We start from the raw sequence: 26,395 nt of genomic DNA on the forward strand, positions 1-26,395 counted from the left end.
ATTTGCCGCAATACCCTAGAGAACCGAAATGAGCGATTTGGCGGATAAGGTCCAACGGGATTTGGTGCAGGCCATCGACAACGATGACTTGGTTCTGCCGACATTACCGGAAGTGGCCCTGCAGATTCGCCGGGCCGCCGAAGACCCGGAAATCAGCGTCAGCAACCTGAGCAAAGTGATCGGCCGCGATACGGCCCTCTCGGCACGCCTGATAAAAGTGGTCAACAGCCCACTGCTGCGCGCCACCCAGGAAGTCACCGACCTGCACACGGCCATCACTCGATTGGGCGTCAACTACAGCAGCAACCTGGCCATCGGCCTGGTCATGGAGCAGATTTTCCACGCCCGCTCCGAGGTGGTGGAACTGAAGATGCGCGACGTCTGGCGCAAGAGCCTGGAGATCGCCGGCGTCAGCTATGCGCTGTGTCGCGGTTACACCCAACTCAAGCCCGACCAGGCTGCGTTGGGTGGGCTGGTGCACCAGATCGGCGTGTTGCCGATCCTGACGTATGCGCAAGACAACAATGAATTGCTGTCGGACCCGGTCAGCCTCAACCACGTCATCGAAACGATTCACCCGGTGCTGGGGGACAAACTACTCAGCGTCTGGGAGTTTCCGGAGCGGCTGGTGAAACTGCCGGGGCTGTATCTGGATTTCACCCGGGATTCCAAGCAAATCGATTATGTCGACCTGGTGCAGGTCGCAGCGCTGTATTGCTACAAGGACACCGACCATCCCCTGAGCATGATTGACATGTCCGGGGTTCCCGCCTTCAAGAAACTGGGCATCGACCCGGAGAACAAGGCCCGCTGCGCGGATATCGAAGAAGCGCGGTCGATGTTCTATTAGAGACATCTGAAGCCACGAAGGCCTCTCTGGCCATGCCGCTCTTTTGTGGTCAGGAGACGCTTTTGTGGCGAGGGAGCTTGCTCCCGCTCGGTCGCGCAGCGGCCGCAAAAGCGTAGGGCTGCTTCGCACCCCAGCGGGAGCAAGCTCCCTCGCCACAGGGTTTTGCATCGTCAGGGTTACCCTGGGATAAAACTCACCCGCACCTTCAACCCGCGCTCCTGCCCATCGTGCAAGGTGATCTGCGCCAGGTGCGCACGGCAGATTTCGCCGACGATCGCCAAGCCCAGCCCCGAACCGGCCACTTGCTGGTTGCGTCGATAGAAGCGCTCGAACACCCGGTCCCGCTCGTGCAGCGGAATGCCGGGGCCATCGTCCTCGACCTCCAGCACGGCCGGGGCAGAAACCCGCAGGATTACATTGCCGCCCGATGGGGTATGGGCCAGGGCGTTGTCCACCAGGTTGCTCAACAACTCGTTCAACAAGGTCGGCTCGCCCCGCAGCCATACCGGTTCGTCGGCTTCCAGGGCCAGCGCCACCCCTCGGGCATGGGCCAGCGGCGCCATGGCCATGCCCAACTCACGGGCCAACTGACTGAGATCAAGCAGTTGCGCACCGCCCTCGGCAATGGCCCGGGCGCCGTTTTCCACACGCGCCAAGGACAGCAGTTGGTTGGCCAGGTGGGTTAGCCGGTCAGTACCCTGGGCCGCAGTTTCCAGGGTTTCACGCCAGGTCGCCGGTTCGCTGGCTCGCAAGCCCAGCTCAAGACGCGCCTTGAGCGCGGCCAAGGGCGTGCGCAGCTCATGGGCGGCATCAGCGATGAACTGCGCCTGACGCTCGAATTGCCCGCGCAGACGCTCGGTGAAATGGTTGAGGGCCCGCACCAGTGGCCATAATTCGTGCTGCACTTCCACCAGCGGCAACGGTCGCAGATCATCCGACTGGCGTTCCTCCACCGCCGTGCGCAAGCGCTCCAGCGGGCGCAATGCCGCGCTGACTGCGAACCACACCAACAGCAGCGCGCCCACGGCCAGCATGCCCAGGCGCAACAGCGTGTCGGCCATCAGCCCGCGGGCCATGCTGACCCGCGCCTCTTCAGTCTCCGCTACGCGAATTTCCGCCATGCCGTTCATGTTCGGCTCGCTCACGGCCTTGAGCAGGCTCACCACCCGCACGTTCTGGCCCTGATAGCGAGCGTTGTAAAAACGCGCCAGGGCTGGGTAATCGTCCGTGCGCGGCGTGCCGGGCGGCGGGCCGGGGAGGTTTTCGTAGCCGGAAATCAGCTTCTTGTCGATGTCATTGACCTGGTAATAAATGCGCCCGGCGCTGTCGTAGGCGAAAGTATCCAGGGCCACGTAGGGCACATCCGCACTGAGGCTGCCGTCACGCGCCGAAAGGCCCGCGGCGATGGTCCGGGCCGAGGCCAGCAGGGTCCGATCGTAGGCGGTGTCGGCAGCCTCGCGACCGTTCCAATAGGCGCTCAAGCCGCTGGCGAGCATCAAGACCACCAGCAGCAGTGCGAGGTTGCGAAGCAGCCGCCAGCGCAGGCTGTCGGGCTTATGCATTGCGATTTTCCAATAGGTAGCCAAGGCCGCGGAACGTCACGATCGCCACCGCACGACCATCGAGTTTCTTGCGCAAGCGATGGACGTAGATTTCGATGGCGTCGGGGCTGGCCTCTTCGTCCAGGCCGAACACTTGGGCCGCCAGTTGCTCCTTGCTCATCACCCGCCCCGGCCGGGCGATCAACGCCTCCAGCACGGCTTGCTCGCGGGACGTCAGGGTCAACAGCTCATCGTCGAGGGTAAAGCGGCGGGTGTCCAGGTCATAGACCAGCCCGCCACAGCGCTGCTGGCGTTCACCGCCCAGCACGCTGCGGCGCAACAGTGCCTTGACCCGGGCCTCCAGCTCAGTGAGCTCGAATGGCTTGGCCAGGTAATCGTCGGCGCCGAGGTTCAGGCCATGGACACGGTCCTTGACGTCGCTGCGAGCGGTCAGCATCAGCACCGGCAAGGTCTTGCCACGGGCCCGCAGACGCGCCAGAACCTCGAAACCGTCCATGCGCGGCAGCCCGACATCCAGGACCGCTACTGCGTATTCCTCGCTGCTCAAGGCCAGGTCGGCCGCGACGCCGTCGTGCAGCACGTCCACGGTCAAACCAGTGCTCTTGAGCGCTTGGGCAACGCTTTCGGCGAGCTGCAGATGGTCTTCGACGAGCAGAACACGCATGGATTATTCCTCGATTCAGGGATGGCCGACGCCATTCTTTGGCGCGGAGTTTACAGCCGCATCCGCGACTGTGAAGGCAAAAAACACGCTGAAAGCTTTTGAAAGGTTAGCGAAAGGTTGAGCCGTTAGAGTCACTTTACGGATAGTTTCGACTGACCGCCGCGGCCCGATCGCGAATGAAAAATGCCACGAAGCGTTTTCGTCCTAAAATAAGAAAAATAAAAGCGGAGTACTCACCATGCTGTCCATGCAGCTACAGGCCCCAGCGCCTGCTCGCCCTTCTCGCTCCAACCAGACCGCCTTGGGCGGTGTCGCCCTGTATTCAATCCCGGTAACGACCTGCGCGCCCCATCAGCGATGACCTGGGCGGGATCCGTCACGACACATTTTCACCACACATAACAACAATCCTGTGGAGACAACAATGAACCTATCACTGCGTAAAGTAGCCCTGGCCGCCGGATGCCTGATGTTCGCCGGGCAGTTGCTCGCCGCCGATCCATCCAAAGAGCCCAAGCGCCCCGAATGCATCGCCCCGGCGGCACCGGGCGGCGGTTTCGACCTGACGTGCAAACTGGCGCAAAGCGCGCTGGTGAACCAGAAGCTGCTGACCAAACCCATGCGCGTGACCTACATGCCCGGCGGTGTTGGCGCGGTGGCGTACAACGCAGTGGTCGCCCAACGTCCGGCCGACGCCGGCACGCTGGTGGCCTGGTCCAGTGGTTCGTTGCTGAACCTGGCCCAAGGCAAGTTCGGTCGTTTCGATGAAAACGCCGTGCGCTGGCTGGCGGCCGTTGGTACCAGCTACGGCGCCATCGCGGTAAAAAGCGATTCGCCCTACAAGAACCTCGACGATCTGGTGCAGGCCCTGAAGAAAGATCCAGGCTCGGTGGTGATCGGCTCCGGCGGCACCGTCGGCAGCCAGGACTGGATGCAAACAGCCCTGATCGCCAAGGCTGCCGGCATCGACCCGCGCAAACTGCGCTACGTGGCACTCGAAGGCGGTGGTGAAATCGCCACGGCCCTGCTCGGCGGTCATATTCAGGTCGGCAGTACGGACATTTCCGACTCCATGCCGCACATCCAGAGTGGTGACATGCGCCTGCTGGCAGTGTTCTCCGATAAACGCCTGGACGAGCCGGAAATGAAAGACATCCCGACCGCTCGCGAACAAGGCTACGACATCCTCTGGCCAGTGGTCCGTGGCTTCTACCTCGGGCCGAAGGTCAGCGATGAAGACTACGCCTGGTGGAAAGACGCGTTCGACAAACTGCTGGCTTCCGAAGAGTTCGCCAAGTTGCGCGACCAGCGCGAGCTGTTCCCGTTCGCCATGACCGGACCGGAACTGGATGCCTATGTGAAGAAACAAGTGGCTGATTACAAGGTGCTGGCCAAAGAGTTCGGCCTGATCCAGTAACCGTCTCTGTTCTCGCGGCGGCGCCGGCACTGTCGGCGTCGCCCAGGAGTTAGTCATGCTCACCATCCAACGTATTTTTGCCGCGGTGCTGCTACTGGTCTGTATCGGCCTGGCGCTGATGGCTTGGCCCTATCAAGCCGCCTTTTCCTACGAACCGGTCGGCCCGCGCGCCTTTCCCTTGCTGATGCTCGGGCTGATGGGGCTGGCATTGCTGTACATGGTGTTTCGCCCTACACCCATCGTGCACAGCGACGAAGACCCGCACCTGGACCGCGAAACCTTGCAGAAAATCGGCATCTGCGTGGTGCTGCTGCTGGTATTCGCCGGGACCTTCGAACCCCTGGGCTTCATCCTTGCCAGCATCCTGATCGGCGTGCCGATGGCGCGCCTTTACGGCGGTCGCTGGGTGCCGAGCGTGGTGATCATCAGCCTGATGGCCATCGGTCTTTATCTGTTGTTCGACAAGCTGATGGACGTGCCGCTGCCCCTGGGCCTGCTCGACGTCCTGGAGAATTGATATGGATACCCTGAATTATCTCGGCCAGGGTTTTGGCGTTGCACTGACTCCCTACAACCTCGTCACAGCACTGACCGGCACCCTGATCGGCACCGTGGTCGGCCTGCTGCCGGGCCTGGGCCCGATCAACGGCGTGGCGCTGCTGATCCCGATTGCCTTTGCCCTGGGGCTGCCGCCGGAATCGGCGCTGATCCTGCTGGCCGCGGTGTACCTGGGTTGCGAATACGGCGGACGTATCAGCTCGATCCTGCTCAACATCCCGGGTGAAGCCTCCACCGTGATGACCACCCTCGACGGCTACCCGATGGCCCGCCAAGGCCTGGCCGGCGTGGCGTTGTCGCTGTCGGCGTGGAGTTCGTTCATCGGCGCGCTCATCGCCACCTGCGGCATGGTGTTGTTCGCACCGCTGCTGGCCAAATGGGCGATTGCCTTCGGGCCGGCGGAATATTTCGTGCTGATGGTGTTCGCCATTGTCTGCCTCGGTGGCATGGCCGGCGACCGACCGCTCAAGACCTTCATCGCGGCGCTGATCGGCCTGTTCCTGTCCAGTGTCGGGATCGATGCCAACAGCGGCGTCTACCGCTTCACCGGTGACAACATCCACCTGACCGACGGCATCCAGTTCGTCGTGCTGGTGCTGGGCCTGTTCTCCATCAGCGAAATCCTGTTGCTGCTGGAAAAAACCCATCGCGGCCAGGAAGCGGTAAAAGCCACCGGGCGGATGATGTTCAACTTCAAGGAAGCCGCGTCGGTCTTCACTGTGAACCTGCGCTGCGGCGTACTCGGTTTCATCATGGGCGTGCTGCCGGGTGCTGGTGCGACCCTGGCCAGTGCCGTGGCCTACATGACCGAAAAACGCATTGCCGGCGCCGGTGGCACGTTCGGCCAGGGCGACAAGCGCGGCCTCGCCGCCCCGGAAACCGCTATCGGTGGCGCGGCCTGCGGTGCGCTGGTGCCGATGCTGACCCTCGGTGTTCCCGGCTCGGGCACCACGGCGGTGATGATCGGCGCGCTGTCGCTGTACAACATCACGCCTGGTCCCCTGCTGTTCCAGCAACAGCCGGACATCGTCTGGGGCCTGATCGCGTCGTTGTTCGTCGCCAACGTCATGCTGGTGATTCTCAACATCCCGATGATCCGCATCTTCACCCGGATCCTGGCCGTGCCGAACTGGGCGCTGGTTCCGGTCATCGCGATCATCACCGGGATCGGTGTCTATGCGGTGCATGCCACCACGTTCGACCTGTTCCTGATGATCGGTATCGGCATCTTCGGCTATATCCTGCGCAAGCTGGACTTCCCGCTGTCGCCGGTGCTGCTGGGCTTCATCCTCGGTGGCCTGATGGAGCAGAACCTGCGTCGTGCGCTATCGATTTCCAACGGTGCGCTGGAGATCCTCTGGTCGAGCCCGATCACCTTCGGCTGCTGGGTGCTGACGGCGATCATGCTGTTCATGCCATTGCTGCGGATCTGGCGGCGCCGCGCCGCACAACGTCGCGCCCTGGCCAATGTCTGAGGCGATATTCAGACAATGGTGGGGAACACCGCTGGTCGGCCTGGCCGGCGGTTACCTGGCCAGCCTGATCGGCTGGCCTTTGCCCTGGATGGTCGGCTCGTTGCTGGCGATCATCCTGGTGCGCTGTCTTACGCCGTGGCAACTGATGGAAATCCCCGGTGGCCGTAAATGCGGCCAATGGGTGGTGGGCATCGGCATCGGCCTGCACTTCACCCCGGTGGTGATGGAGCAGGTCCTGAGCCACTTCGGCCTGATCTTCTTCGGCGCGCTGATCACCAGCGTGTCCAGTGTGGTGAGTGTCTGGCTGATGCGTCGCACCGGCGAGGACCGCGCCACCGCGTTCTTCTCGAGCATGCCGGGCGGTTCCGGCGAAATGGTCAACCTCGGCGCCCGCAACGGCGCCGACCTCAGTCGTGTTGCGGCGGGCCAGAGCCTGCGAGTGCTGGTAGTGGTGCTGTGCGTACCGGCGGCCTTCAAGTACCTGTTGGGCGAAGGTGCACCGGTGCAACACGCCACGACGGTGGACTGGCTGTGGCTGGCGATGCTGTTCCCGGCGGGTGCCCTGCTCGCCTGGGTCTGGGAGCGCTTGCGCCAACCCAATCCCTGGTTGTTCGGACCATTGCTGGTCAGTGCGGCGGTGAGCGTCGGTTGGGACCTGCACATCGGCCTGCCCAACGGCGCCAGCCAGGTCGGCCAGTGGTTGATCGGCAGCGGATTGGGTTGTCATTTCAACCGGCAGTTCTTTCGTCGGGCGCCGTCGTTCATGGGGCGTACCCTGATCGGCACGGTGTTGACGATGCTGATCGCCACTCTCGCGGCGTTGGGCCTGAGCACCCTGACCCAGCTGGACCTGCGTTCACTGACCCTGGGCATGATGCCCGGAGGTATCGCGGAAATGAGCCTGACGGCCGAGACGTTGCAACTGTCGGTGCCATTGGTGACGGCGTTGCAGGTGATGCGGTTGTTGTTTGTGCTGTTTCTGGCGGAGCCGTTGTTCAGGTATTGGATGCGCAAGCCGGGTTCGGACTTGTAGACCGAGTTGCCTTCATCGCGAGCAAGCTCGCTCCCACAGAGGATCTGCGGCGAGCACCCATTTTGCATCCCACCACAAAACCCATGTGGGAGCGAGCTTGCTCGCGATGAGGCCCTTACTGCCGACCACTTAAAGCGGCGGCAACCGCCAATCAATAGGCGCCTCGCCATGTTGCTCGAGGAACTTGTTGGCCCGACTGAAATGCCCGCACCCCAGAAAACCCCGATAAGCCGACAACGGCGACGGGTGGACCGAGGTCAGCACCAAGTGCTTGGTGGCGTCGATCAGTTTCTGCTTGCCCTGGGCATGGGCGCCCCATAACAGGAAGACCAGGTTCTGCTGGTGTTCGCTGACCACTTCGATGACCCGGTCGGTGAAATGCTGCCAGCCCTTGCCTGCGTGGGCGTTGGCGTTGGCACGCTCCACGGTCATGGTAGTGTTGAGCAGCAACACGCCTTGGTCGGCCCAGCTTTGCAGATAGCCATGGTTGGGAATATCGATGTTCAGGTCGCGCTTCAACTCCTTGAAGATGTTCACCAGCGACGGCGGCGCTGGCACACCCGGCTGTACCGAAAAGCACAAGCCATGGGCCTGGCCCGGACCGTGGTAGGGATCCTGGCCGAGGATCACCACCTTGACCTTGTCCAGCGGCGTGGAATTAAGGGCGTTGAAAATCAGCGGTGCCGGTGGATAAATTTCCTTGCCGGCGGCGTATTCCCGACGCAGGAATTCGCGCAACTCTGCCATGTAGGGCTGGTCGAACTCGGCACGCAGTGCCTGCTTCCAGCTCGGTTCGAGTTTGATACGGTCGTCGGCAGTCATGGTTGCATCCGGTAAAAACAATGGGCGCACCCTAGGAAAGCCTACATGGCTTGTCAATTGATCTGACGCAGAACCAGCACTTTCCTACGCAGCGGTCATACTGATTATTCAAATTTCTGATCGAGGTCACGATGAATCTGCACTTCGAAGAGCTCACCGGCATCGACGGTGCCCGTATCGGCATCGCCACCCTGGACGCCGAAAAATCCCTGAATGCCTTGTCCCTGCAGATGATCAACGCCTTGCGTGATCGTCTCGATGCCTGGGCCCGGGAGCCGCAGGTCGTGTGTGTGTTATTGCGCGGCAACGGCGCCAAGGCGTTCTGCGCTGGCGGTGAAGTACGCAGCCTGGTAGAGGCCTGCCGTGCCCATCCCGGTGAAGTACCGCCGCTGGCTGCACAATTCTTCGCGGCGGAATACCGCTTGGACTTCAACCTGCACACCTACCCCAAACCCCTGCTGTGTTGGGGGCATGGCTATGTACTGGGTGGCGGCATGGGTCTGCTGCAAGGGGCGAGTACCCGCATCGTCACGCCAAGCAGTCGCCTGGCAATGCCGGAAATCAGCATCGGCCTGTACCCGGATGTCGGCGCCAGTTGGTTCTTGTCGCGCCTGCCCGGCAAGCTCGGCCTGTTTCTCGGCCTGACCGGCGCCCACATGAATGCCCGGGACGCTATCGACCTGGACCTGGCCGACCGCTTTTTGCTGGATGAACAACAGGACGACCTGATCGAAGGCCTGCTGCAACTCAACTGGCAGGAACAGACCGAGATGCAGCTCAACAGCCTGCTCAAGGCCCTGCAACAGGAAGCGGTCGGCCAAATGCCCGAAGCCCAATGGCTGCCACGTCGGCAGAAAATCGATGAATGGCTGGATGTCAGCGATGTGCGCTGCGCCTGGAAAGCCCTCAGCCTGCTGGTGGACCACTCGGATCCCCTGATCGCCCGCGCCGCCAAGACCATGACCGAAGGTTCGCCCTTGACCGCTTATCTGGTCTGGGAACAGATCGCCCGTGCCCGGCATTTGTCCTTGGCCGGCGTGTTCCGGATGGAATACACCTTGAGCCTCAACTGCTGTCGCCATCCGGAATTCAGCGAAGGCGTGCGCGCGCGGCTGATCGACAAGGACCACAAGCCCCGTTGGCACTGGCCGGACATCAACCATGTGCCCGAAGCGGCGGTGGAAGCGCATTTCCACAAGGCGTGGGAAGGGCGGCATCCGTTGGCGGATTTGTCCAACGAGTAACGATCCAGGAAAAAGATCCCTGTGGGAGCGAGCTTGCTCGCGATTACGGTGGGCCAGCAATATCGAAGTGCCTGACACACCGTAATCGCGAGCAAGCTCGCTCCCACAAGTTATCCCATCGGGTTTATTGCAGGCACAAAAAAAGCGGCGCTCAATGCGCCGCTTCTTGTTGCCCAACGATCAGCGGTGACTGCCCCGTCCATCGTGATCGCCGCGTCCCCGATGATCACGTCCGCCTCGACCGCCTCGGTCGTCATTCCAGCCGCCCCGGTCATGGCCGTCCCAGCCACCCCGATTCGGATAAGACCGGTACGCCGCTCGCGGTGGCGAGTAGTAGCGTGGGCCTTGTTGGTAGTAACGCGGTGCCGAGTAATAGCGCGGCGCCGGTTGGTAATACCGCGGGGCGTAATAGCCACGCGGAGCCGAATAATAACTCCCGCCACCGTAATAGACCGGCGATGGTGAGGTGTAGACCTCGGAACGGTAGTAGCTCGAGTCTCCGTCGTAATAAGGCACGCATGCCGAAAGAGTCAAACCGAGAAACGCAATGAGCAGCAGTCGTCGATACATGGCGGCCTCCTGGACCGCGAATGGGCCACATCAGCGACGCTGATGGGCGGCAGCCAACTTTGTGTGACTGACGCATATTCAGACAGCAAAATCGGAATCTGGTGCGACCTGGCAACAACTAGAAACATGTCGCTCGTCGCCCTCTTCCGGTGCGCGACGGCACCACAAGCAAGCACAAACCCGTCCTCAGGTATCCCTCCCCTACACCTGCCCTCTCTAACCCGGGCCTTTGCTCGAATTGGCACGGCTCTCGCTTTAACAAATCCCGTGCAGGAGTCATCACAGGTTCGCGGCACCACAATTTGCAATGGCTGACTAGGGTTCCGGCTCGCTTCTGGCGAGTGGCTGGTCCGAGAGTTGGCGACCTCCAGTTGAGGTTACACGGCGGGACAAAAGCCCGGGAGACAAGCCACCGTTCGCGGTGCCGCGTTGCTCCTGTCCGCCCTTGATCAACTGGAGAACCACCATGCTCAAGCTTCGTCTGTCAGCCCTGCTCCTCGCCGCCCTCTCGGCCCTCGCGAGCTTCTCATCCGCCGCCGCCCAAAAAGACCACTTCAGCGTCTGCTGGACCATTTACGCCGGCTGGATGCCCTGGGAATACGCCGGTAGCCAAGGCATCGTCGATAAATGGGCGAAAAAATACGGCATCCAGATCGATGTGGTGCAGCTCAACGATTACGTCGAATCCATCAACCAGTACACCGCCGGTCAGTTCGATGGCTGCACCATGACCAACATGGACGCCCTGACCATTCCCGCCGCCGGTGGCGTGGACAGCACCGCGCTGATCATCAGCGATTTCTCCAACGGCAACGATGGCATCGTCCTCAAGGGCGAGGACAAGAAAGTCGCCGACCTCAAGGGCATGGACGTCAATCTGGTGGAACTGTCGGTGTCCCACTACCTGCTGGCCCGCGCCCTGGATTCGGTTGGTCTCGCCGAGAAAGACTTGAAAGTCGTCAACACCTCCGACGCTGATATCTCTGCCGCCTTCAACACCGACCAGGTCAAGGCCGTCACCACCTGGAACCCAATGCTCTCGGACATCAAGGCCCAGCCAGGTGTGAGCGAAGTGTTCAATTCCAGCCAGGTTCCCGGCGAAATCATGGACATGATGGTGGTCAACACCCAGACCCTCCAGGACAACCCCGCCCTGGGCAAAGCGTTGACCGGCGCCTGGTTTGAAGTGGTGGCACTGATGAACGCAAAAAACGCCGCGAGCAAGACGGCGCTGGAACACATGGCCAAAGCGTCAGGCACCGACCTCAAAGGTTTCCAGGCGCAACTGGACACCACCAAGTTGTTCGCCACGCCCAAGGAAGCGCTCACCTTCGCCACCAGCGAGCAACTGCCCGCCACCATGGGCAAGGTGGCCGAGTTCTCGTTCCAGCACGGCTTGTTGGGTGAAGGCGCCAAGGACACCAACGCGGTCGGCATGGCGTTCGCCAATGGCGTGACCCGCGGCGACAAGGCCAACCTCAAGCTGCGCTTTGATCCGACCTACGTGCAGCTGGCCGCCGACGCCAAGCTGTAAACCGGAGGACCTGGCATGCGCCTGATCAACCGCTACCCGGATCGTCCCAGCCGCTTGTTGCTGGTGATCCTGCCATTCGCGCTGGTGTTGTTCGCCTACTTCATGGGCTCGGCCGAACGGTTGACGGACAACCCCAACGACAAGCTCCTGCCCAGCGCTGTGCAAATGGCCGATGCGGTCAAACGCCTGGCCTTCACAGCCGATGCCCGCAGCGGCGACTACCTGCTCTGGCAAGACACCGTGTCGAGCCTGCGCCGGTTGGCCATCGGCCTGGGCATCAGCGCCCTGGCCGGGCTGTGCCTGGGCATTGCCGCCGGTACGTTGCCACTGTTTGGCGCACCGCTGTCACCGTTGCTCACCGTGGTGTCGATGGTGCCGCCACTGGCCATCCTGCCGATCCTGTTCATCGTCTTCGGTCTGGGCGAACTGTCGAAAGTGATGCTGATCGTGATTGGCATCACACCGTGCCTGGCGCGCGACCTGGAACAGCGCGCCCGGGAAATTCCGCCCGAACTGCTGATCAAGGCCCAGACCCTCGGTGCGTCGACCTGGACCCTGATGCTGCGGGTGGTGTTGCCGCAACTGCTGCCGCGCCTGTTGATTTCCCTGCGGCTGATGCTGGGTTCGGCCTGGCTGTTCCTGATCGCCGCTGAAGCCATCGCCTCTACGGATGGGCTGGGCTATCGGATTTTCCTGGTGCGTCGTTACCTGGCGATGGACGTGATCTTGCCGTATGTGGTGTGGATCACCCTGCTCGCCTGGCTGATGGACTGGGGCCTCAAGCGCCTGACCCGGCAAGCGTTCCCCTGGTACGAGGGGGCGAAGGCATGAGCTTCATTACGGTGAACAACGTCTGGCAACAGTATGCCGACCAGGTGGTCCTGGAGCGTTTGAACCTGAGCGTCTCTGAGGGTGAGTTCTGCACCCTGGTGGGTGCCTCGGGTTGCGGCAAATCGACCTTCCTGCGCTTGCTGCTGGGCCAGGAACGCGCCAGCCGCGGACAGATTCTCCTGGACGGCGCGCCCTTGGCCGGCGAGCCGGATGCCAGCCGGGGCGTGGTGTTCCAGCGTTATTCGGTGTTCCCGCACCTGAGCGTGCTGGACAACGTGACCCTGGGCCTGGAGTTGCCGCGCTCAGCACTTTTGGGGCGGCTGTTCGGCAGCGCCAAGCGCCAGGCCCGCGAAGAAGCCGCACAACTGCTGGACAAGGTCGGCCTGGGCCATGCGCTGGATAAATACCCGGCGCAACTGTCCGGAGGCATGCAACAGCGGCTGGCGATCGCCCAGGCACTGATCATGAAGCCGCGTGTCCTGCTGCTGGACGAGCCCTTCGGCGCCCTCGACCCGGGCATTCGCAAAGACATGCACGCCCTGTTGCTGGAGCTGTGGCGCGAAACCCGGCTGACGGTGTTCATGGTCACCCATGACCTGTCCGAAGGTTTCAGCCTCGGCACACGCCTGCTGGTGTTCGACAAGGTCCGCACCGACCCGCACGCCCCCGGCGCCTATGGCGCACGCATTACCTACGACATTCCATTGAACAGCGACCGCCGCACCGCCCGTGCCGCCGTCGACGCCCTGCCCGCCGAACTGGCCGGCACGTTGCGTATCGCTTGAAAGGAGTTTCTCCCATGACCGACTCGACCCAATTGTTTACACCCTTCGCCGAAGAAATGCTGCCCGGCGGCGGCCACCGTTCCTTCGTGCTCAAGCGCGGCCAACTGCTGCGCCTGACCGACCTGCGCGGCGGGGCCAACGTGAGCCTGACGATGCTCAATGCCAACGAAAAAACCGAACGCCTGAACCTGCCCGACAGCCTCAAATGCCAACACACCGCCAAGCTCACCGCCGGCCATTGCCTCTACTCCGACATGGGCCGGGTGCTGGCGGCCATCACCGCCGACACCTGCGGCTGGAGCGATAGCCTCGGCGGCGTGCTCTGCGCCGAGGAAGCCGCTGAAAAATATGGTCAGGGCCGCTACCAGGAACTGCGCAACGGCTTCTTTCGCAACGGCACCGACAACCTGCTGGTGGAGCTGGGTAAATGGGGGCTGGGCCTGTCCGACCTGCTGATGACCCTCAACCTGTTCAGCCGGGTCGATGTCGATGAGGCCGGCGGCTTTCACTTCGTTGAAGGCAACTCCCAGGCCGGCGACTACATCGAGCTGTACGCGCCGATGGACACCCTGATGGTGCTGACAGCGCTGCAACACCCGATGGACCCGAACCCGCAATACGCCCCGCAACCGCTCAAGCTCAGTTGGATGAACGCTGACGCCAGCGTCGCCGAGCACTGTCGCCATTCGCGCCCGGAAAACCAGCGCGGCTTCATCAACACCGACCGCCTGTTCGCCTGAGGATCGCTGCCATGTCACTCGCCATCGCCACCGTAAAAAAGCAGCCTGACGCCGCCATCTATCGCGCCACCATCCCCGCCGGGGAACCGTGGCTGGTGGAGGTCAAGAAGGGCCAGACCCTGCGCATCCTCGACCTGGAAGGCAACCAGGCGGTCGATACGCTGTTCTACAGCCTGGTCAACCCCAAGGAACGCTACGACGTGCAGCGCACCCTGCGCCGGCAGAACAGCGTTTACCTGAGCACCGGCAGCGTGCTGTATTCCAACCTCGGCCACCCGATGCTGACCATCGTCGAAGACACTTGCGGGCGCCACGACACCCTCGGCGGCGCCTGCGCCCAGGAAAGCAACACCGTGCGCTACGCCCTGGAAAAACGCTACATGCACAGCTGCCGTGACAACTACCTGCGGGCCTGCGCCCACGACGGGCGGCTGGGCAAGGGCGACATCGGGCCGAACATCAACTTCTTCATGAACGTGCCCGTCACCGCCGACGGCGGCCTGACCTTCGAAGACGGCATCTCGGCGCCGGGCAAATACGTCGACCTGCAGGCCGAAATGGACGTGATCGTGTTGATCTCCAACTGCCCGCAACTGAACAACCCCTGCAACGCCTACAACCCCACGCCAGCGGAGCTCTTGATATGGAACTGAAACTTACCCGCCTGCGCCGCTGGTTGTTTGTGTTGTGCCAGAGCCGGTCGGGGCAGTGCATCAAATAACGCCCTGATCCCCTGTGGGAGCGAGCTTGCTCGCGATAGCGGTCTATCAGTTACATCAAGGTTGGATGTACCACCGCTATCGTGAGCAAGCTCGCTCCCACAAGGGGGCAGTGGTGTTTGGAGGTTTGTCGCCAGGGACGACCCCGGCGGCCATCGAAAACTGCGGGACGGCCCGCATCCCAGTTCAGGCAGCACGCATGCCTGAGGGGGCAATGCCATGTTCGAAAAAATCCTGATCGCCAACCGTGGCGCCATCGCCTGCCGCATCCTGCGGACCTTGCGTGAGCTGAAGGTCGAGGGCGTTGCGGTGTATTCCCAGGCCGACGCCGCCAGCTTGCATATCCTCCAGGCCGATGAAGCCCACTGCCTGGGCGAAGGCGCGGCGGCCAATACATATCTGGCGGTGGACAAGCTCCTGGCGATCGCCAAAAGCAGCGGCGCGACAGCGATCCATCCCGGCTACGGCTTTCTCTCGGAAAACGCCGCCTTCGCGCAAGCGTGCGAAGCTGCCGGTGTTGCCTTCATCGGTCCGACGCCAGACCAACTGCGTGTGTTCGGCCTCAAGCACACCGCCCGCGACCTGGCGCGCCGGCACGGAGTGCCACTGCTCGAAGGCACCGAACTGCTCGACAGCCTCGACGCCGCGCTCTTGGCAGGCACACAGCTGGGCTATCCGGTGATGCTCAAAAGTACCGCGGGCGGTGGCGGTATCGGCATGCGTGTGTGTCGCAGCGCCGCCGACCTGAGCGAATCCTTCGAAGCGGTCAAGCGCCTGGGCCAGAACAACTTCAGCGACGCCGGGGTGTTCATCGAAAAGTACATCGAACGCGCGCGGCATCTGGAAGTGCAGGTATTCGGCGATGGCCAGGGCCAGGTGATCGCCCTGGGCGTGCGCGACTGCTCGGTGCAACGGCGCAACCAGAAAGTCCTCGAGGAAACCCCGGCGCCGAACCTGCCCGAGGGCATGGCCGACGAACTCTGCGCGGCGGCGATCCAACTGGCCCAGGCCGTGAACTACCGCAGCGCCGGCACCGTGGAATTCGTGTTCGACAGCGACGCCGGGCGCTTCTATTTCCTGGAAGTGAACACCCGCCTGCAAGTGGAGCACGGCGTCACCGAGCAGGTGTGGGGCGTGGACCTGGTGCGCTGGATGGTGCAATTGGCGGCCGGTGATCTGCCGCCACTGAACGAGCTCGGCCAAGGTTTGAAAGCCGAGGGCCACGCGATCCAGGCGCGCTTGTATGCCGAGGACCCAGGTCGGGATTTCCAGCCAAGCCCGGGGCTGCTGACCGCCGTGAAATTTCCCCAGGCCGACGGCAAGGCACTGCGCATCGACACCTGGGTCGAGGCCGGTTGCCAGATCCCGCCCTACTTCGACCCGATGATCGCCAAGGTCATTCGCTGGGCGCCGACCCGCGAGCAGGCACGCCTGGGCTTGCACCAAGCGCTGGACGAAAGCCTGCTGTACGGCGTCGAGACCAACCGCCACTACCTGCAACAGATTCTCCTCGACACACCGTTTGCCAGCGGCCAACCCTGGACCCGCTGCCTGGAGGCGTTGGTCTATCGCGCCAACACCGTTGAAGTGCTCAGCCCCGGCACCCAGACCAGCGTCCAGGACTATCCCGGCCGCCTCGGTTATTGGGCGGTGGGGGTGCCGCCGTCGGGGCCGATGGACAGCCGTTCGTTACGCCTGGGCAATCGCCTGCTGGGCAACGAAGAAGGTGCGGCGGCATTGGAAATCACCATGAACGGGCCGCTGCTGCGTTTCAACTGCGCTGCCCGAGTGGCGGTGACCGGTGCGGTGATTGCCCTCACGCTCGACGGCGAAGCGGTGCCGATGAACACACCGTTGTCGATTGCTGCCGGCGCCACCCTCGCGATCGGCAACATCTCTGGCGCCGGGGCGCGCAGCTACCTGTGCCTGCAAGGCGGCGTGCAAGTGCCGGATTACCTGGGCAGTAAAAGCACCTTCACCCTCGGCCAGTTTGGCGGCCACGGCGGACGAGCGCTGTGTACCGGCGACGTGTTGCACCTGGCGCCGCTGGACGAACACACGACGCTGCCGCCAACGAGCGCGCCGATCCTGGAACTGCCAAGCGTGCGGCAGATCCGCGTGATCTACGGCCCGCACGGCGCGCCCGAATACTTCACCGAGCGCTACATCCAGACCTTCTTCGACACGGCCTGGGAAGTGCACTTCAACTCCAGCCGCACCGGCGTGCGCCTGATCGGGCCGAAACCCGAATGGGTCCGCGCCGACGGTGGCGAGGCCGGGCTGCACCCTTCCAACATCCATGACAACCCCTACGCCATCGGCGCCGTGGACTTCACCGGCGACATGCCCGTCATCCTCGGCCCCGACGGCCCAAGCCTGGGCGGTTTCGTCTGCCCGGTGACGGTGATCGAAGCGGACCTGTGGCAGTTGGGGCAACTCAAGGCGGGAGACAAGGTGCGGTTTGTGCCGGTAGATATCTCCACCGCCCGCTCACTGGCCCTGCAATGGTCCCCCTGTGGGAGCGAGCTTGCTCGCGATAGCGGTCTGTCAGTCCCATCGATTCTGGATGTCCCGCCGCTATCGCGAGCAAGCTCGCTCCCACAGGGAGTGGTGTCGCCTGTGGTGTTGGATATCGGCCAGGACGATACCCGCCTGGTGGCAAGGCTATCTGGCGACACCCACCTGCTGCTGGAAATCGGCGCCCCCGAACTGGACCTGGTGCTGCGCTTTCGCGCCCATGCCTTGATGCAGGCGTTGGAACACAAACACCTGCCCGGCGTGATCGACCTGACGCCGGGCATTCGCTCGCTGCAAGTGCACTACCAACCCGAGCAAATGCCCCTGGCCGATCTACTGAATATCGTCGCCGGTGAGTGGGACGCGGTGTGCGCCGCCCAGGACCTGCAAGTGCCGTCGCGCATCGTCCACCTGCCGCTGTCCTGGGATGACCCGGCCTGTCAGCTGGCCATCGAAAAATACATGACCACGGTGCGCAAGGACGCGCCCTGGTGCCCGAGCAACCTGGAGTTCATCCGGCGCATCAACGACCTGCCCAACCTCGATGAAGTGCAACGCACGGTGTTCGACGCCAGCTACCTGGTGATGGGCCTGGGGGACGTCTACCTCGGCGCGCCGGTCGCCACGCCGCTCGACCCGCGCCATCGACTGGTAACCACCAAATACAACCCGGCCCGCACCTGGACCGCAGAAAACTCGGTGGGCATCGGCGGCGCCTACATGTGCGTGTACGGCATGGAAGGTCCTGGCGGCTATCAGTTCGTCGGGCGCACGTTGCAGATGTGGAACCGTTATCGGGACGTCGCCGCCTTCGACGGCAAGCCGTGGCTGCTGCGGTTCTTCGACCAGATCCGCTTCTATCCGGTCAGCGCCGACGAACTGCTGCGCATCCGCCGCGAGTTCCCCCTGGGCCGCTTCGACCTGGAGATCGAGCACAGCCAGCTCAACCTCGCCGACTACCAGCGTTTCCTGGTGCAGGAAGCCGACGGCATCGCCGCGTTCCGCCAACGGCAACAAGGCGCCTTCGACGCCGAGCGCGAGCGTTGGATCGCCAGCGGCCAGGCGCACTTCGACAGTGAAGAACCGGCCATCGCGCCGAGCGAAGATTCGCAACTGACTGACGGTCAACTGAGTGTCGACAGCCACATCGCCGGCAACCTCTGGCAGGTGCAGGTAGACGTTGGTGCACGGGTCGCCGCCGGCGATGTGCTGGTTATTCTCGAGTCGATGAAAATGGAAATCCCGCTGCTTGCGCCCTCGGCCGGCGTGGTGCGCGAGGTGCGTGTCCAACCCGGTTCTGCAGTGCGCGCCGGACAGCGCGTCGTGGTGCTGGACCGTGACTGAACTCAATCAAAGGATTAACACCATGAACTTCTCTCTTCGCTTGGACGACCTGCGCAATACCTACCGCAGCGGCGAACTGACGCCACGCCAATTGCTGTTGGGCCTGCGGGAAAAAGCCGCGGCGCTGAACCCGGACTATCACCTGTTCATCCACCTGCTGACGGCAGAGGAGCTGGAACCCTACCTGACCGCATTGGAAAGCCGCGACTTGGAGAGCCTGCCGCTGTACGGAGTGCCGTTTGCCATCAAGGACAACATCGACCTGGCCGGCATTCCAACCACCGCCGCCTGCCCCGCGTTTGCCTACGTGCCAGACCGTTCGGCGACCATTGTCGAGCAGTTGCTGGCACTGGGCGCGATCCCTCTGGGCAAGACCAACCTCGACCAATTCGCCACCGGGCTCAATGGCACTCGCTCGCCCTACGGCGCCTGCCGCAACAGCGTGTTGCCCGACTATCCGGCAGGCGGTTCGAGCGCCGGCTCGTCGCTGGCCGTGGCCCTGGGCGTGGCGAGCTTTGCCTTGGGCACCGACACCGCCGGCTCCGGGCGGGTGCCCGCAGCGTTGAACAGCCTGGTGGGGTTGAAGGCCACCCTGGGGTTGATCTCCACGGCGGGCGTGGTCCCGGCCTGTCGCACGCTGGACTGCGTCACCACCTTCACGGCGACGGCCAAGGAAGCCAGCCAGCTCTTGGCGCTGACAGCCCGTCCAGACCCTCGTGACGACTACAGCCGCCACAACCCGCAGTGGAACGACGGCGCCGCGTTCGGCGCGCCCCGGCGCTTTCGCTTCGGTGTGCCGCGCCAGCAGGACCTGGCATTTTTCGGCTGCCAGGAAGGTCCGCAACTGTTTCAGGAAGCCATCGACCGACTCGAACGCCTGGGCGGCGAAGCCATGGAACTGGACTTGTCGCCGTTCCTGGAAGCCGCACGGCTGCTGTATGAAGGCCCCTGGGTGGCCGAACGCTACAGCGTTGCCGGCCCCTTGATGGAGCGTGAGCCGGAAGCCGTACTGCCGGTCATCCGCACCGTCCTGGCGAAAGCGCCTACGGTGGATGGAGTACAAACCTTCCGCGCCCGCTACCGTTTGCAAGCACTCAAAGCCCAATGCGACCGGGCCATGGACGCGCTCGATTGCGTACTCACACCGACCATCGGCCGGCCGGTGACCCTCGCCGAACTGGCCGCCGAACCGGTGCTGCGCAACTCGGAGCTGGGTTACTACACCAATTTCATGAACCTGCTGGACTACGCCGCCGTCGCCGTTCCCAGTGCGTTCATGGGCAACGGCTTGCCTTGGGGCGTGACGTTGTTCGGTCGAGCCTTCACCGACCAATACCTCTTGAGCGTGGCCGATGCCCTGCAGCGTCAACAGGACAAGGCCTTGCCCGTGCCCGCCAAGCCGGCGCGCCACGACCGGGCGCGGCTGGTGGTGTGTGGCGCACACCTGGACGGGTTGGCGCTGAACGGGCAACTCAAGCAACGCGGTGCGCGTCTGATCGAGGCCACCCAAAGCTCAGCGGATTACCGCCTCTACGCCCTGGCCGGGGGCCCACCCCTGCGCCCCGGCATACTTCGGGTCAGCGAGGGCGGCGTGGCAATCGAGGTGGAGGTCTGGGAACTGCCGAGCAGCGAACTGGGTTCATTCCTGACTGGCATCCCCGCACCGTTGGGGCTGGGCAAGGTGCAACTGGCCGATGGTCGCTGGGAAAGCGGATTCATCTGCGAATCGTACGGCCTGGACGGCGCTCGGGACATCAGTCACCTGGGGGGGTGGCGGGCTTATCTGCGTAGCCTGGAATAAGGCTGAACCTGTGGCGGGGGAGCTTGCTCCCTCCCCATGGTCCTACAAACCTGCAAATCCGAATGTCTTTTCCCACAAGGCCACTAAACTGATTTCATTGGGTCTGCGCCAAGGGAATCGCCATGTCGCTCCGTTCGCCGTTGTATTCCCAGCGCAAGCCGCTCCTGGCGGTGGTGGCGCTGCTCGGTATAGGTTTCCTGATCATTGCGTTGCTGGGCTATTACGCAGCCCATGCCTCGGTACGCGATAACATCCTCAAGACGCTGTACGTGAACCTGCTGATCGGCATACTCGTGACGCTGGCAGTCCTGGCAATCCTTTATCGGTTGATCAACAGCTACCAACAACGCATCGACGCCCAGGCCACCCTCGACAGCCTGACCGAACTACCCAATCGCCGTGGTTTCGACCTGCTGGCCGTGCAAGCCCTGCACGAAGCCCAGCGCGAGCCCAAACCGTTGACTGCGCTGCTGGTGGAACTGGACGATTTCAAGCGGTTGGACACCACCCATGGTCATATCGCCACCGATCAACTGCTGACCGGGTTCGCCCGCGACCTGACGCAAAGCCTGCGGTATTCGGACATCGTGTGCCGCTGGAGCACGGAAGCCTTTGTCGTCCTGCTCAAGGACACCGACGGACAGACCGGTCTGAAAATCGCTGAGAAAATTCGTCAGCACATCGAAAAGCAGCGCTATTTCTGCAGTGGAAAGCAATTGCTGGTCACCGTCAGCCTCGGCCTCACCACCTTGCAGGACGAAGACACCTTGCACAGCCTGCTGTCGCGGACCGATCATGCGCTGCAACGCGCCCGGCAGACCGGGTGCAATCGAACCTGCGTGGAAATGCCTCACTCCAGTTATGAATAAACCCGATCTTTGCCCGGCCTGCGGCGGTGCCAATGACTGCACCCTGGCCGACCCACGAACCGCCGACCGGGCCTGCTGGTGTTACGGCGTGAGCATCGACCCGGCCGTGCTCGAGGCATTGCCAGCCGAGCTGCGTGATCAGTCCTGCCTGTGCCCACGCTGCGCCCAGGTCGAAGCCCAGTTGCGCGCCAAGCCCCAGCCGATCGCGTAAGATGCCCGCCCTCCGTTGCCTTGCCTGAACTGCCCATGCGCGTCGACCGTTTCCTCAGTAATCTGCCGCGATTCAATCGCCAACAAGTGCGCCTGTTGCTGGTGGAGCGCCGGGTGCGGATCGACGGCCAGACCGTCAGCGATCCCCATGCACAAGTCCGTGAATTCAGCCGTGTAGAAGTCGACGACGAAGTGCTGCAAGCAGGCCGGCCGGCGCGCTACTTCATGCTGCACAAGCCGCCCGGCTGTGTCAGTGCGACTCGCGACCCGCAACACCCCACTGTCCTCGACTGGCTGGACGAACCGGACAAGGACGACCTGCACATCGCCGGGCGCCTGGATTTCAACACCACCGGGCTGATGCTGATCACCAATGACGGCGCCTGGTCGCGGCGCCTGACCCAACCACAGACCAAACTGCCCAAGGTCTACTACGTCGAAACCGAGCAAATCATCACGGCCGAATACGCCGACACCTTTGCCCGGGGCCTGTACTTTGCCTTCGAAGACCTCACCACCCAACCAGCAGAGCTGACGCTGCTGGGGCCCAGATCGGCGCGCTTGAGCATCGTTGAAGGGCGCTATCACCAGGTCAAGCGCATGTTCGGCCACTTCAACAACAAGGTGCTGCGCCTGCACCGCGAGCGCATGGGCCCGCTGACGTTGGACGCCCATCTCGAGCCGGGCCAGTACCGCGCCTTGAGCCTTGAAGAAGTCCATCTCATCTGAACCTGCTACCGCTGGGCAGAAGTGTCGAACAATTTTCCGATAGGTACTTGCGCAACGGTCGTCCCCCTGCTTGAATCAGGTCGTCGGCCGAAATGTGACCGATGAGTCACAACATACTTCCAAGAAACTTTTTGCCGGCTGGAACCCTCAGGTTCCGCCTTGTCCCGCCGGCGAACTGCCCGCCTATAACAATACCCGTCGACCGTTTTTTTTGGATCGACATGGGCTTTATCTTCCAGGCGTATGCCTACCTGTCACATTGCCCGTGCAATCTCATTGCGCGCATACCCGCTTGCCAGGAGTCTTATGACATGAGGCCAGAAATCGCTGTGCTGGATATACAGGGTCAGTATCGGGTTTACACGGAGTTCTATCGCGCAGACGCCGCACAAAAGACCATCATCCTGGTCAACGGCTCAATGGCCACCACCGCGTCGTTTGCACAGACCGCCAAAAACCTCTACCCGCAATTCAATGTTGTGCTGTACGACCAACCCTACGCGGGCAAGTCAAAAGCTCACAACCGACATGAGCAAATGCTGACGAAAGAGATCGAGGGCCAGATTCTTCTGGAACTGATCGACCACTTCGCCGCCGAGCACGTGCTGTCGTTTTCCTGGGGCGGCGCCGCTACGCTGACCGCCTTGGCGCAACGGCCACGGCGCATCGAAAAAGCGGTGATCAGTTCGTTCTCGCCGGTGCTCAATGCGCCGATGCGCGACTACCTGGAACGCGGTGTGGATTACCTCGGCAGCCTGGACGGCGACCGTGTCGGACACTTGGTCAACAGCACCATCGGCAAGCATTTGCCGCCGCTGTTCAAGCGCTTCAACTATCGCCATGTCAGCAGTTTGGCCGAGCATGAGTACGGGCAGATGCACTTCCACATCAGCGATGTGCTCCACAGCGACCAGCTGTGCTACGTCAACGCCGCGAAAAAAATCAACGTGCCCGTGTTGTTCCTGAACGGCGAATGGGACGAATACACCGCGGCCGACGACGCCAGGCTCTTTGCCGATCACGTGCAGTACAGCAGCTTCAGCACACTGCAAGCCACCGGGCACTTCCTGGACATGGAACACAAAGCCGCCTGCCGCGACAGCCGTAACGCCTTGTTGGGTTTCCTCACACCGGAACACCACGAAAGCCGACCGCGCTATAGCTACGTACAGGGCTACCATGCACTGGCCATCTGAAACCGAGTCCTGGCGAGCAAGCCCCGTCCTGCGCCTTCAGCAACGGGGCTTGCCCGCCAACGACCGCTCTGGTTTGAGGCTCGCATAGACGACTGACCGCACGTTGCGTGAAGAAAAACTTCAAATCCGTGCCCACATCTGGTACAAAGTCAGCCGCTCTGAGCGGGTGTCGTATAATGGCATTACTCCAGCTTCCCAAGCTGATAACGAGGGTTCGATTCCCTTCACCCGCTCCAATCGAATTCTGGTCCTGCGTCGTATGTTTTTTTGGCGAGGGATTAAAAAAACCGGCTCTTGGTGGCCGGTTTTTTTTGGTCTGGAATTTTGTGGGATTGGCACCCGAGTACCTATGAAGGAGAGCAAGGATGCACCTGATTGACTCATATCTGCCTACGTATCAGTTCAGTGAATTGCATACCATGGACATCCCCGTAGACCCTTCCCATGCCATGGCGGCAATCCTCGCCCATCGCCCCGAAGACGATCGTTTTTTTCGGTATGCAATCAAGCTTCGCGAACTCCCCATGCGCCTGCTGGGTCGATCCCGGCACCCAGAGGCTGATCAACGCGCTTCTTTCGGCATGGATAATTTCACGTTGCTTCAGCGCAACGGCGATGTAGAGGTCGCTTACGGGCTCGCCGGCAAGCTGTGGAAAGCTGACTACGGCCAAGTCGTTGTCGCGGATGCCGAAGCGTTCGAGCTATTCAATGAGCCGGGGAATGTGAAGCTGGTCATTAGCTTCACCTGCCAGTTGCTGCGACCGGGCTTGACGAGGGTCACCACGCAGACACGGGTGCATTGCCTCGACGCGGATGCGTTGCGAAGTTTTACGTCGTATTGGTATTTGATTCGGCCGGTCAGCGGGCTTATTCGTCGGCGCATGCTGAAGGCTATTGCGAGGCGTTGTGCAGCAGGCGCTTTGAAGAGCAGTACGCCAAGGGCATGAATGAGCGCTCATGAAGAAGATTTCACCGCGCCCTCGCCAAGAGGGGAACTGGTAGGCGGCAAGGGTGCCGACCGAACCGGATTGGGCTATGCCGAAAAAAGTATTTGGGCGACAGAGAATCAAACATGTTTTGCGATAAAAGCGACGACGGCAAACAGAGTCAAGGCGAACGCAGCACCGATGCTGAACGGCAGCAACGTAACGCGGAGCGTGGTCGGAGCCGGGCGTCTCATCTCTTCAGCTAACGCCTCTACCTCTTGATGCAATTGCTCGATGCTTGCTTGATAACTACGAGGTGTAGGCATGTTTCTTTCTCCTCCGAGGTCGTGGGTCGCGCTGAGCCTGAACCATTTCGAGCAATGTGAGCCGTATGCTTGCGAAGCTCAAGTACCAGTAATGTTGGGTGGGTATTGGCGCATTGTGGCGAACCAGCGCTCAAATTTTAATCCCAAAACCCGCAACGGCGACAAGGGCGGTCGCAACCCCTGCCCCTACTGCGTACAGGTACCAGAAGGCCTCGTGCTTCAGCTTCGTTTCCTCGGCCGTAAGTTTGCGAGTCTCAGCCAACAGCTTTCGGGTTTCGACCAATAGTTTATCGAGTTCTAAATTATCGCGGTCGTTCTGAAGCATTGATCATCCTTCCAAGGTTTGAGCCGCCGCACCAAGCGTCGTTTTCTGCGAAGCCGGCAAAATCTGTCGGACGTCAATGGCTTATCACTAATCGTGCAGTCCGTTCTGCGGGGCACTATTTCCTATCTACCCTGCTGTGGATAGCGGGTAACTCCCGCTTCGTTTGTAGGCAAGATCAGAGAGTTGCGTACGACAGAGAATCAACTGTTTTTCGGTCAGTTGATCGTCTTGTTGGCGCTTGTTTTTAGGTAGAGGCAACCTCGGACATAGTCCTGAGAACAAATGAGTCCCGTGGCGAGGGAGCTTGCTCCCGCTTGAGTGCGAAGCGCTCACAAGAGGGGCCGCTGCGCAGCCCAGCGGGAGCAAGCTCCCTCGCCACGTATTGCATGGACCCGGGAGATTTGTAGGCAAAATCCGAGAATTGCGTAGGGGGTGCGCTTACGTTGCTTTTCGGCGAGCTTTCGCCTTGTTGCCCTTGTCCTTCGGTGGCTACTCTCCAGACGTCGCTGCAAATTCAGCGACCGGGCCTAGGAACCCGTTGAGTTCAAGGCGCACAGCGCCCATAAAATTGCAGGCGTTTTTTGTGTTTGCGATGATGTTTTATGGCGGCTGTGCGTGGGACACCCTCGGGTGTGCCGGGTGCCTTGATTCCCGGTTCCTAGCCCACGTACGGCCGCCACCCGAATCTAGGAAAGGATGGCGGCGGTTTCTCAAGTCCCCGACCGACTCCCACCTAACGACAAAACAAAAAGCCCCGGCGTTTTTCGCAGCGGGGCTTTTTGTATCTTGGCCGCCCACTTGTGTCGTTCATTGCTCAGTCCCCGGCAAATGCCCCAACGGCAACGCCCCCGGCGTCTTCACCGTATGAATCGCAAAGTTGCTCCGGATATCACTCACACCCGGCAGTTTCAGCAGCCGCCCAGTGAGAAAACGGTCGTAGGCCCGCAAATCCGGCACCACCACTTGCAACAGAAAATCCGATTCGCCTGACACCAGAAACGCCGAGATCACTTCCGGCAACGCCGTGACGGCCTGGCGAAACGCTTCGGCTTGTTCGTCGTTGTGCCGTTCAACTTTCACGCCGACAAAGATCGTTAATCCGAGGCCCACTTCATCACGGTCCAGGATGGCTTGATAACCGCGAATGACACCGGCTTCTTCGAGCATCCGCACGCGGCGCAAGCAGGGCGACGGGGACAGGCCGATTTCTTCGGCCAGTTGTACGTTGCTCAGGCGGCCGTCCCGTTGCAGCGCGGCGAGGATTTTGCGGTCGAAGGCGTCCAGTTTCATGGATTGGCAGATTCCGATTTAATGGCACGAATAAGTGGCAGGTTATGCCAATTAGCAA

General features: G+C 61.9%; 24 protein-coding genes, 1 tRNA gene, 1 pseudogene and 1 riboswitch. Of the genes and pseudogenes, 19 read left to right on the top strand and 7 right to left on the bottom strand.

Annotated features, from left to right (window positions below; all coding sequences use genetic code 11):
- Window positions 1-28 precede the first annotated feature (28 nt).
- Window positions 29-850, top strand: a complete 822-nt coding sequence (locus tag AB4Z20_RS11570; RefSeq protein WP_258690537.1) for an HDOD domain-containing protein — start codon at window positions 29-31, stop codon at window positions 848-850.
- 176 nt (window positions 851-1,026) lie between these two features.
- Here AB4Z20_RS11570 and AB4Z20_RS11575 read toward each other — a convergent pair whose 3' ends face one another.
- Window positions 1,027-2,412, bottom strand: coding sequence for a sensor histidine kinase (locus tag AB4Z20_RS11575; protein ID WP_214512093.1), 1,386 nt, complete (start codon window positions 2,410-2,412; stop codon window positions 1,027-1,029).
- Window positions 2,405-3,076, bottom strand: a complete 672-nt coding sequence (locus AB4Z20_RS11580) for a response regulator (RefSeq protein WP_253472224.1) — start codon at window positions 3,074-3,076, stop codon at window positions 2,405-2,407. Before AB4Z20_RS11580 ends, AB4Z20_RS11575 begins: the two co-directional genes overlap by 8 nt.
- A 424-nt stretch (window positions 3,077-3,500) precedes the next feature.
- Here AB4Z20_RS11580 and AB4Z20_RS11585 point away from each other — a divergent pair, with 424 nt between their 5' ends.
- Genes AB4Z20_RS11585 through AB4Z20_RS11600 form a run of 4 tightly spaced genes read left to right on the top strand, consistent with a single transcriptional unit; the run spans window position 3,501 to window position 7,559 of the window.
- Window positions 3,501-4,493, top strand: coding sequence for a Bug family tripartite tricarboxylate transporter substrate binding protein (locus tag AB4Z20_RS11585; protein WP_003198777.1), 993 nt, complete (start codon window positions 3,501-3,503; stop codon window positions 4,491-4,493).
- A gap of 55 nt (window positions 4,494-4,548) precedes the next feature.
- Entirely contained in the window at window positions 4,549-5,010 is a 462-nt protein-coding gene (locus tag AB4Z20_RS11590; protein WP_253472222.1) for a tripartite tricarboxylate transporter TctB family protein, read from the top strand.
- Window position 5,011: 1 nt separating this feature from the next.
- Window positions 5,012-6,526: a tripartite tricarboxylate transporter permease gene (locus tag AB4Z20_RS11595; RefSeq protein WP_442089903.1), complete on the top strand. Its 1,515-nt coding sequence runs from the start codon at window positions 5,012-5,014 to the stop codon at window positions 6,524-6,526.
- Entirely contained in the window at window positions 6,519-7,559 is a 1,041-nt protein-coding gene (locus tag AB4Z20_RS11600) for an AbrB family transcriptional regulator (protein WP_258690536.1), read from the top strand. Before AB4Z20_RS11595 ends, AB4Z20_RS11600 begins: the two co-directional genes overlap by 8 nt.
- A gap of 129 nt (window positions 7,560-7,688) precedes the next feature.
- Here the strand turns inward: AB4Z20_RS11600 and ung are convergent, their stop codons facing one another.
- A complete protein-coding gene (gene ung, locus AB4Z20_RS11605) occupies window positions 7,689-8,381 on the bottom strand; it encodes a uracil-DNA glycosylase (protein WP_258690535.1) in 693 nt (230 codons plus the stop codon).
- Between the two features lie 131 nt (window positions 8,382-8,512).
- Between ung and AB4Z20_RS11610 the strand changes: the two genes are divergently transcribed.
- The gene (locus AB4Z20_RS11610) at window positions 8,513-9,625 is read left to right on the top strand and encodes an enoyl-CoA hydratase/isomerase family protein (RefSeq protein ID WP_253472216.1); all 1,113 of its coding nucleotides are present in this window, start codon (window positions 8,513-8,515) and stop codon (window positions 9,623-9,625) included.
- A 180-nt stretch (window positions 9,626-9,805) separates the two neighbouring features.
- On the opposite strand, the gene AB4Z20_RS11615 is transcribed toward AB4Z20_RS11610, so the two are convergent.
- Window positions 9,806-10,195 (bottom strand): hypothetical protein, encoded by a 390-nt coding sequence (locus tag AB4Z20_RS11615; RefSeq protein WP_214512099.1) that lies wholly within the window; start codon window positions 10,193-10,195, stop codon window positions 9,806-9,808.
- A 304-nt stretch (window positions 10,196-10,499) separates the two neighbouring features.
- Window positions 10,500-10,601: riboswitch (guanidine-I (ykkC/yxkD leader) on the top strand.
- A 60-nt stretch (window positions 10,602-10,661) separates the two neighbouring features.
- On the opposite strand from AB4Z20_RS11615, the gene AB4Z20_RS11620 reads away from it, so the two are divergent.
- From AB4Z20_RS11620 to AB4Z20_RS11680, 13 genes and pseudogenes are all read left to right on the top strand, one after another.
- On the top strand, window positions 10,662-11,729 hold the full coding sequence (locus AB4Z20_RS11620) for a putative urea ABC transporter substrate-binding protein (RefSeq protein ID WP_253472214.1): 1,068 nt from the start codon (window positions 10,662-10,664) through the stop codon (window positions 11,727-11,729).
- A gap of 15 nt (window positions 11,730-11,744) precedes the next feature.
- The gene (locus AB4Z20_RS11625) at window positions 11,745-12,560 is read left to right on the top strand and encodes an ABC transporter permease (protein WP_258690533.1); all 816 of its coding nucleotides are present in this window, start codon (window positions 11,745-11,747) and stop codon (window positions 12,558-12,560) included.
- The gene (locus AB4Z20_RS11630) at window positions 12,557-13,345 is read left to right on the top strand and encodes an ABC transporter ATP-binding protein (RefSeq protein ID WP_214512102.1); all 789 of its coding nucleotides are present in this window, start codon (window positions 12,557-12,559) and stop codon (window positions 13,343-13,345) included. The genes AB4Z20_RS11625 and AB4Z20_RS11630 overlap by 4 nt, the downstream gene beginning before the upstream one ends.
- A gap of 14 nt (window positions 13,346-13,359) precedes the next feature.
- Window positions 13,360-14,085, top strand: coding sequence for an urea amidolyase associated protein UAAP1 (locus AB4Z20_RS11635; protein ID WP_253472210.1), 726 nt, complete (start codon window positions 13,360-13,362; stop codon window positions 14,083-14,085).
- A gap of 11 nt (window positions 14,086-14,096) precedes the next feature.
- Window positions 14,097-14,738: an urea amidolyase associated protein UAAP2 gene (locus AB4Z20_RS11640; RefSeq protein WP_253472208.1), complete on the top strand. Its 642-nt coding sequence runs from the start codon at window positions 14,097-14,099 to the stop codon at window positions 14,736-14,738.
- A gap of 285 nt (window positions 14,739-15,023) precedes the next feature.
- Complete coding sequence (uca, locus tag AB4Z20_RS11645) at window positions 15,024-18,665, top strand: urea carboxylase (protein WP_253472206.1); 3,642 nt, start codon at window positions 15,024-15,026, stop codon at window positions 18,663-18,665.
- A 22-nt stretch (window positions 18,666-18,687) separates the two neighbouring features.
- Window positions 18,688-20,466, top strand: coding sequence for an allophanate hydrolase (atzF, locus tag AB4Z20_RS11650; RefSeq protein WP_442089906.1), 1,779 nt, complete (start codon window positions 18,688-18,690; stop codon window positions 20,464-20,466).
- A gap of 251 nt (window positions 20,467-20,717) precedes the next feature.
- Window positions 20,718-21,335: pseudogene (locus AB4Z20_RS11655) on the top strand (GGDEF domain-containing protein); the annotation flags it as partial.
- A complete protein-coding gene (locus AB4Z20_RS11660) occupies window positions 21,328-21,546 on the top strand; it encodes a cysteine-rich CWC family protein (protein WP_018606955.1) in 219 nt (72 codons plus the stop codon). The pseudogene AB4Z20_RS11655 and the gene AB4Z20_RS11660, both read left to right, overlap by 8 nt.
- Before the next feature lie 35 nt (window positions 21,547-21,581).
- The gene (locus AB4Z20_RS11665) at window positions 21,582-22,274 is read left to right on the top strand and encodes a pseudouridine synthase (RefSeq protein ID WP_253472202.1); all 693 of its coding nucleotides are present in this window, start codon (window positions 21,582-21,584) and stop codon (window positions 22,272-22,274) included.
- A 311-nt stretch (window positions 22,275-22,585) separates the two neighbouring features.
- Window positions 22,586-23,470, top strand: a complete 885-nt coding sequence (locus tag AB4Z20_RS11670; protein WP_024616094.1) for an alpha/beta fold hydrolase — start codon at window positions 22,586-22,588, stop codon at window positions 23,468-23,470.
- A 162-nt stretch (window positions 23,471-23,632) separates the two neighbouring features.
- Window positions 23,633-23,706 (top strand) — tRNA-Gly (locus AB4Z20_RS11675).
- A gap of 129 nt (window positions 23,707-23,835) precedes the next feature.
- Window positions 23,836-24,417: a hypothetical protein gene (locus AB4Z20_RS11680; RefSeq protein ID WP_442089907.1), complete on the top strand. Its 582-nt coding sequence runs from the start codon at window positions 23,836-23,838 to the stop codon at window positions 24,415-24,417.
- A 119-nt stretch (window positions 24,418-24,536) separates the two neighbouring features.
- Here AB4Z20_RS11680 and AB4Z20_RS11685 read toward each other — a convergent pair whose 3' ends face one another.
- The 3 genes from AB4Z20_RS11685 to AB4Z20_RS11695 all read right to left on the bottom strand — a co-directional run bounded on the left by AB4Z20_RS11685 (window position 24,537) and on the right by AB4Z20_RS11695 (window position 26,337).
- A complete protein-coding gene (locus AB4Z20_RS11685; protein WP_253472198.1) occupies window positions 24,537-24,722 on the bottom strand; it encodes a hypothetical protein in 186 nt (61 codons plus the stop codon).
- Window positions 24,723-24,852: 130 nt separating this feature from the next.
- Window positions 24,853-25,047 (bottom strand): hypothetical protein, encoded by a 195-nt coding sequence (locus AB4Z20_RS11690; protein ID WP_442089908.1) that lies wholly within the window; start codon window positions 25,045-25,047, stop codon window positions 24,853-24,855.
- A gap of 807 nt (window positions 25,048-25,854) precedes the next feature.
- Window positions 25,855-26,337 (bottom strand): Lrp/AsnC family transcriptional regulator, encoded by a 483-nt coding sequence (locus AB4Z20_RS11695; protein ID WP_024616088.1) that lies wholly within the window; start codon window positions 26,335-26,337, stop codon window positions 25,855-25,857.
- Window positions 26,338-26,395 lie beyond the last annotated feature (58 nt).

Origin of the sequence: Pseudomonas sp. KB_12 (genome assembly GCF_052114545.1) — a bacterium.
Taxonomy (GTDB): Bacteria; Pseudomonadota; Gammaproteobacteria; order Pseudomonadales; family Pseudomonadaceae; genus Aquipseudomonas; species Aquipseudomonas brassicacearum.